The organism is Mucilaginibacter sp. P4_G9 (assembly GCF_056400985.1).
The window spans coordinates 1-6744 of sequence record NZ_JBFUKF010000272.1; the positions used below are offsets into that span (position 1 = coordinate 1).

General features: G+C 44.7%; 7 protein-coding genes. 3 read left to right on the forward strand and 4 right to left on the reverse strand.

The genetic code is table 11. The features are described from left to right. On the forward strand, nucleotides 1-600 hold a 600-nt coding region (locus AC1DPZ_RS19225), incomplete at its 5' end, for a hypothetical protein (protein WP_477406389.1). 74 nt (nucleotides 601-674) lie between these two features. On the opposite strand, the gene AC1DPZ_RS19230 is transcribed toward AC1DPZ_RS19225, so the two are convergent. From AC1DPZ_RS19230 to pdeM, 4 genes are all read right to left on the reverse strand, one after another. Further along, nucleotides 675-1460 carry a succinate dehydrogenase/fumarate reductase iron-sulfur subunit gene (locus AC1DPZ_RS19230; RefSeq protein ID WP_477406391.1) on the reverse strand — a complete coding sequence of 262 codons (786 nt, stop codon included), beginning with the start codon at nucleotides 1458-1460 and terminating at the stop codon, nucleotides 675-677. A gap of 128 nt (nucleotides 1461-1588) precedes the next feature. After that, complete coding sequence (locus tag AC1DPZ_RS19235; RefSeq protein WP_477406393.1) at nucleotides 1589-3523, reverse strand: fumarate reductase/succinate dehydrogenase flavoprotein subunit; 1935 nt, start codon at nucleotides 3521-3523, stop codon at nucleotides 1589-1591. A 108-nt stretch (nucleotides 3524-3631) separates the two neighbouring features. Next, nucleotides 3632-4411, reverse strand: a complete 780-nt coding sequence (locus tag AC1DPZ_RS19240; protein ID WP_477406395.1) for a succinate dehydrogenase cytochrome b subunit — start codon at nucleotides 4409-4411, stop codon at nucleotides 3632-3634. A 161-nt stretch (nucleotides 4412-4572) separates the two neighbouring features. Beyond that, nucleotides 4573-5238 (reverse strand): ligase-associated DNA damage response endonuclease PdeM, encoded by a 666-nt coding sequence (gene pdeM, locus AC1DPZ_RS19245; RefSeq protein WP_477406397.1) that lies wholly within the window; start codon nucleotides 5236-5238, stop codon nucleotides 4573-4575. A gap of 186 nt (nucleotides 5239-5424) precedes the next feature. Between pdeM and AC1DPZ_RS19250 the strand changes: the two genes are divergently transcribed. Then, the gene (locus AC1DPZ_RS19250) at nucleotides 5425-5844 is read left to right on the forward strand and encodes a cobalamin B12-binding domain-containing protein (protein ID WP_477406399.1); all 420 of its coding nucleotides are present in this window, start codon (nucleotides 5425-5427) and stop codon (nucleotides 5842-5844) included. A 12-nt stretch (nucleotides 5845-5856) separates the two neighbouring features. After that, on the forward strand, nucleotides 5857-6639 hold the full coding sequence (locus AC1DPZ_RS19255; protein WP_477406401.1) for an enoyl-CoA hydratase/isomerase family protein: 783 nt from the start codon (nucleotides 5857-5859) through the stop codon (nucleotides 6637-6639). Nucleotides 6640-6744: the final 105 nt, after the last annotated feature.

A 6744-nucleotide genomic window follows, 5' to 3' on the forward strand; every position in this document is an offset into this window, starting at 1 on the left:
CAGGAATACAGGAAAGGTTTATTTTGCAGTGAATGCGGACGAACCAAAAGCGAAATTGAAGTGCGGGCACATTTAAACTTTGATGAGCATATAAGAGACGGGGCTGCTCATAACAGGCATACTTTAATTGCCACCCAGGAGATCTATGACCATCTGTACGTTGAATATCTCACCGATTTTAAAAATCTTAAAGAAGAATATGATAATGAGTATGCCGATTGTGGTGGTGACGCTTCTTCGGCAAACCTGCAAATAATAACCGACCAGCAACTGAAATTTTATACAAAGAAGCTTAGCGGCGATGCCAACTTATGTAATGCAGAATTTGGGTTATTACACATCGATTACTATGTTTATTATGCGTGTACCATAAGGGTTTACACTATTAAATGGCAAACTATCCGGATTCATACTATTCAGGTTACAAAAAACAGCTATCGGGCCGGGTTTCACAATACAGGCAATGCTATCTCACGGGCAGGCAATATGTTAAATGATTATTTGAAAACGTTGGCCGGTAACCAGCGCACCGTCTTTTTGAGGGTAGATACACCACCATCCTGGCGATTGCAGCGCGCATTTGTAAATACGCAGCAATGAAAACTAATCACAAAACAATAACCAAAAAAGGCCCGGGAAACTCCCGGGCCTTTAATATTTGCAAGCAAAATAGCTTAGTGTTTTTCTTCGTGAATTTCTTCTTCCCTAAACAGCTTTGCGCTAAAGAAATCATTATTCATKCGGGCAATGTTGGTTAGCTTAATTTCTTTAGGGCATTCGGCTTCGCATGCACCTGTGTTGGTACAACTGCCAAATCCTTCCTCGTCCATTTGGGCTACCATTGATTGTGCACGGCGATAGCGCTCTGGCTGGCCTTGTGGCAATAAGCCTAACTGGGTGATCTTAGCCCCAACAAAAAGCATGGCCGAAGCATTTTTACAGGCAGCAACACAAGCGCCGCAACCTATGCAGGTAGCCGAGTTAAAGGCCTCGTCGGCAATTACTTTAGGGATAGCTATGGCGTTACCATCTGGTACGCCGCCAGTATTAACTGATACATAACCGCCCGCCTGCTGGATCCTGTCGAACGCGGAACGATCAACCGCCAGGTCTTTTATAACCGGGAAAGCAGAGGCGCGCCATGGCTCAATAGTGATGGTTTGACCGTCATGAAAGGTGCGCATGTGCAGCTGGCAGGTTGTAATGCCCCTTTTTGGCCCATGCGGGTGACCGTTGATATATAACGAACACATGCCGCAAATACCTTCGCGACAATCGTGGTCAAAGTTGATCGGCTCATCGCCTTTATGGGTCAAACTTTCGTTAACAACGTCAAGCATTTCCAGGAATGACATATCAGGCGAAATATTTTCGGCCTTGTAGGTCACAAATTTGCCCGATGTCTGAGCGTTTTTTTGACGCCATACTTTCAGCGTCAGGTTCATATTTCCGTTACTCATCTCTTTAAGATTTTGTATCAAATTTTTTGTATCAAGTAGTTAGTATCAAGTATCAAGTAATTTGTATTGGGTATTTAAGTTTTTCAAGTCTTGCTACTTGATACTATATACTTGCTACTGCACCGCTACTAAGCATAATTTCGTTGTGATAAATGAACTGATTCAAATACCAATTGTTCTTTGTGTAACACTTCGGGCTGGTTTTCACCTTTAAATTCCCAGGCTGCAACAAATGCGAAGTTTTCATCATCACGTTTGGCTTCTCCATCTTCGGTTTGCGATTCAACCCTGAAGTGACCACCGCATGATTCGCGGCGCATCAGTGCATCATCAACCATCAGTTCGCCCAGTTCAATAAAGTCGGCAATCCGGCCTGCTCTTTCCAGCGAAGCGTTTACTTCTTCATTTTCGCCGGTTACAATGGCGTTTTTCCAGAAATCAGCTTTTAGTGCCTGTATCAGGCCTTTGGCTTTTTTCAATCCTTCTTCTGTACGGGCCATTCCGCAATATTCCCACATGATGTGGCCAAGGTCGCGGTGGTATTCGTTAACAGTTTTGGTTCCTTTTAAAGCCAGTAATTTATTGATATAGGTAATCACATCCTTTTTAGTTGCTTCAAAAGCAGGGTGCGATGTATCCACTTTTTTAGGACCAATTTTAGCAAGGTAATCGCCAAGGGTATAAGGGATCACAAAATAACCATCAGATAAACCCTGCATCAAAGCAGAAGCACCTAACCGGTTGGCGCCGTGATCAGAGAAATTACATTCGCCCAAGGCATATAAACCCGGTACATTGGTGCTCAGGTTATAATCAACCCAAAGTCCGCCCATGGTATAGTGAACGGCAGGGTAAATTCGCATGGGCTGTTTGTATGGGTTCTCGTTGGTAATCTGGATATACATATCAAACAGGTTACCGTATTTTGCTTTCACTGTTTCTTCGCCTAAACGCTTGATAGCATCGGCAAAGTCAAGGAATACCGCAAAGCCCGAGCCACCTACACCTTTACCTTCTTCAACCATTTCCTTTGCGTTGCGTGAGGCCACATCGCGCGGAACAAGGTTACCAAACGCCGGATATTTACGTTCAAGGAAGTAATCGCGGTCGTCCTCTTTAACCTGGTCGGCCCTAAGTGTTCCTTTACGTAACTGCTCGGCAATCTCTACAGTTTTAGGCGCCCAAACGCGACCATCGTTACGTAACGACTCAGACATCAGCGTAAGCTTTGACTGGTGATCGCCGGTTACCGGGATACATGTTGGGTGAATTTGGGTATAGCAGGGGTTACCAAAGAAAGCACCGCGTTTGTGTGCTCTCCAGGCAGCAGTTACATTTGAACCGATTGCGTTTGTTGACAGGTAGAACACGTTGCTGTATCCACCGGTACATAACAATACCGCGTGGCCTGCATGTGTTTCAATAGCACCGGTGATCATGTTACGGGTAACAATACCTTTGGCATGGCCATCTATGGTAACAACATCCAGCATTTCGGTACGGGTGTACATTTTTACTTTGCCGGCGTGTATCTGGCGGTTTAATGCCGAGTAAGCGCCTAAAAGTAGTTGTTGCCCGGTTTGGCCGCGTGCGTAAAACGTACGTGACACCTGCGAACCTCCGAACGAGCGGTTATCCAGCAAGCCACCATACTCGCGTGCAAAGGGAACGCCCTGTGCAACACATTGGTCAATTATATTAACAGATACTTCGGCAAGGCGGTACACGTTACCTTCGCGGGCACGGTAGTCGCCACCTTTTATAGTATCGTAAAACAAACGGTGCACGCTGTCACCATCGTTCTGGTAGTTTTTTGCTGCGTTGATACCACCCTGTGCTGCAATTGAGTGCGCACGGCGGGGGCTATCCTGGAAACAAAAAGATTTTACGTTATAACCCAGCTCGGCCAATGAAGCCGCGGCTGATGCGCCTGCCAAACCTGTACCTACAATAATAATATCGTATTTACGCTTGTTGGCCGGGTTAACCAGCTTCAGGTCAAATTTATGCTTGCTCCATTTTTCGGCTAATGGGCCTTGAGGAATTTTAGCATCTAAACTCATTTCTTATCTATTTTATATTTAGTGAGTGGTTGATTAGGTGAGTAGTGAGTGGTTAATAACTCACTTGTCCAAACTAAATCAACCTAATCTAACTTAATCAACCTTTATTTAGCGTACAAAAAAATAGTAGTACACTGGCATGGCTGCAAAAAGCAGCGGAATAATCACCGCAAAGAGCCATGTACCTACCGCGTATACTATAGGCGTGTATTTACGGTGTACCCAGCCCAGTGTGCGGAAGGCGCTCTGGAAACCATGCAGCAGGTGGAACGATAACGCGCCCATAGCAATTACATAGAAAAGCACATACCACCATTGGCTAAAGCTATATACCACACGTGCATGCAGGTTTTTTAGCCTAACTATTTCTACATTGTTTTCGGTAGATACAGAGTGGTTAAAGTCTTCAGATACGGGGGTATAAGCAGACTCGGTTGTTTTGCCTGTTGCCAGATCTGTGCGGTACTCCTTAAAAGCAACATCGTTGGTATATTTATACTTGAACCAAAAATCGCCCATGTGAATCACGATGAATAAAAACAGGATTGAACCCAGCAGCCCCATGTTTTTTGATGACCAGCTTGCATCAGATTTTGCGGCCACCGCATAGCCAACAGGGCGTGCCTTACGGTTTTGAACCGTTAAAATAAGCGCGTATAGCGCATGTACCAGGATTGAAAGGTAAAGCAGGTATGCAATAACCTCGATAGGTGGAAAATGTGTTAAAAAATTGGCATACACATTAAAACCAAAGCCATTATCGTTGCTAAATAACAACAGGTTGCCCCCAAGGTGTACTATAATAAAAGTACACAAAAACAAGCCTGTTAAAGCCATGATAAGCTTTTTTCCCAGCGATGAGTTAAAGGTTTGTTTAATTTCGCTCATTATGAATTAGATTTATTTTGGCAAAAGTATTTATTAAATGCCAAAAGATATAAATGCATCCGGCTTATTAACCGCGAAAAAGCTATTTAGAATCAATCTAAGAAATTACAATGCAATTACACTCCTTTTATGCGTAAAATGCTTGCTGCAAGGCCGCGCGGTTAGGCAATAACAATTACCTTATCCTTCAAAACAGCAAATATTTTATCTTTTCGCTGACTGCGAATAGCCACTTTGCCAGTGAATTTGCCAAAGGAGGGTAGTATAGCCTGCCTGCCGCTAAATGCAAAACAGGGCAGGGTGACGCTTTGCCTTCCCTTGCCGCTAAGGTTTACCCCAGGGTGAATATGCCCRCAAAAAACATAACCGGCAGCGTTTTGCAGCGTATCATCGGGCAAGGGGTGGTGCAGCATCAGGAATGGAGCCATCAGCAGTTCATCATGTAGTTCGATGTTGAGTTTTTGGTAGTGGCTGTCGGCTATAATATCGTGATTACCTTTTATTAGGATGATCTGTAAGGCGGGGAACTGGCTGCGCCAAAGGATGAACCAATCCCAATCATTGTTCATATCGCTATGGAACAGGTCGCCAAGGAATAGTAGCTTTTCGGGTTGATGTTCATAAATCAGGTCGGATATAGTAGCCAGGTCGCTTTGTTCCATATCCCTTGGCACGGCTATGCCTGCTTTACGGAAATGCCCTACCTTGCCAAAATGCACATCGGCAATAATTAAAGCTTTTTGCTGCTGCCAGTAAATGGCTTTTTGGGGTAGCAATAAAAGATCCTGGTTGAGTAAATTAAATGGAGTTGCCGAACCGATCGTCATAACAGGGCCAAAGTTAAAATTTATTTTTTGAGATCAGGAGGTAGGCGCGCAAAGATGCAAAGACGCTAAGGATCGGTTTATTTTAGAATAACATTGTTTAATAATTTTTCTTAGCGCCTTTGCGTGAGTCAAATAACACAACATCATAATTTTCTTATTACTTTTACCACAACCAATCCGGTTTACATGAGTAATACCTTTAACCGACCCATCCGCGTTTTAGTTGCCAAAGTAGGGCTTGACGGGCACGACCGCGGGGCACGCATTATTGCTACCTCGCTGCGCGATGCCGGCATGGAGGTAATTTATACCGGTTTGCGCCAAACGCCCGAAATGGTGGTAAATACAGCCCTGCAGGAGGATGTGGATGCCATTGGTATCTCCATATTATCCGGAGCGCATATGACCGTTTTCCCCAGGATACTCAAATTAATAAAAGAGAAGGAGATGGATGATGTGCTGGTTACCGGTGGGGGTATTATTCCCAATGATGATATGATAGCGCTGAAAGAACAGGGTGTGGGCGAACTTTTTCCACCAGGAACCAGCACCCAGGACATTGTTAAATATATAACAGGCTGGGTACATGAGCACCGTAACTTTTAAATAACAGTTGCAATGAAATTTCAAAATTTATTGATCACCAACCAGGATCGCATACAATATATCACTATCAACCGCGAAAATAAACTCAACGCGCTTAATAAGGAAACCCTTGCCGAACTGCATACCGCTTTTTTTGATGCATTTAATAATTCGGCCGTAGGCGGCATTATTATAACCGGGGCAGGAGCGAAGGCCTTTGTTGCCGGGGCCGATATCAGCGAATTTGCCGATCTGGATGCCGATGCCGGAACCTCACTTGCCCGCAATTACCAAACTAAAGTTTTTGACCAGATTGCTAATGGCAGCAAACCTATACTTGCGGCTATAAATGGCTTTGCTTTAGGCGGGGGCCTTGAACTGGCCATGGCCTGCCATATCCGTATAGCTGCCGAAACTGCTAAAATGGGCCTGCCCGAAGTAACATTGGGGTTAATACCCGGCTATGGTGGTACCCAGCGCCTGGCCCAACTGGTGGGCAAAGGCAAGGCACTTGAAATGATACTTACAGCCGATATGATTACCGCCGCCGAGGCGCTCCATTATGGACTGGTTACGCATGTAGTTGACCAGGGATCCTTGCTGGAAAAAGCCGGGGAACTAATGCATAAAATACTGCTTCGGGCCCCTTTAGCCCTTGCTGCCGCCATCCGGTCGGTAAATGCAGGGTTAAATGATGGCGTAAATGGTTTTCAAATAGAAATAGAAGAGTTTGGCAAATGTTTCGGCACCGAAGATTTTAAAGAAGGTGTTGCTGCTTTTTTTGGTAAACGCAAGGCGGAGTTTAAGGGGAAGTAATAGCCTCTCTGATTCTATCTATTACGTATTTGCTAAAGAAACTCTTTTGTCATCCTGAACGAAGTGAAGKATCTACTCTCCGCCATGCTTCTTCGTCCTGGACAG

Bases quoted from the DNA above. Each gene is read 5' to 3' on its own strand.
- AC1DPZ_RS19235 (WP_477406393.1), bottom strand. From the start codon at position 3,523: ATGAGTTTAGATGCTAAAATTCCTCAAGGCCCATTAGCCGAAAAATGG.
- AC1DPZ_RS19240 (WP_477406395.1), bottom strand. From the start codon at position 4,411: ATGAGCGAAATTAAACAAACCTTTAACTCATCGCTGGGAAAAAAGCTT.
- AC1DPZ_RS19250 (WP_477406399.1), top strand. From the start codon at position 5,425: ATGAGTAATACCTTTAACCGACCCATCCGCGTTTTAGTTGCCAAAGTA.
- AC1DPZ_RS19255 (WP_477406401.1), top strand. From the start codon at position 5,857: ATGAAATTTCAAAATTTATTGATCACCAACCAGGATCGCATACAATAT.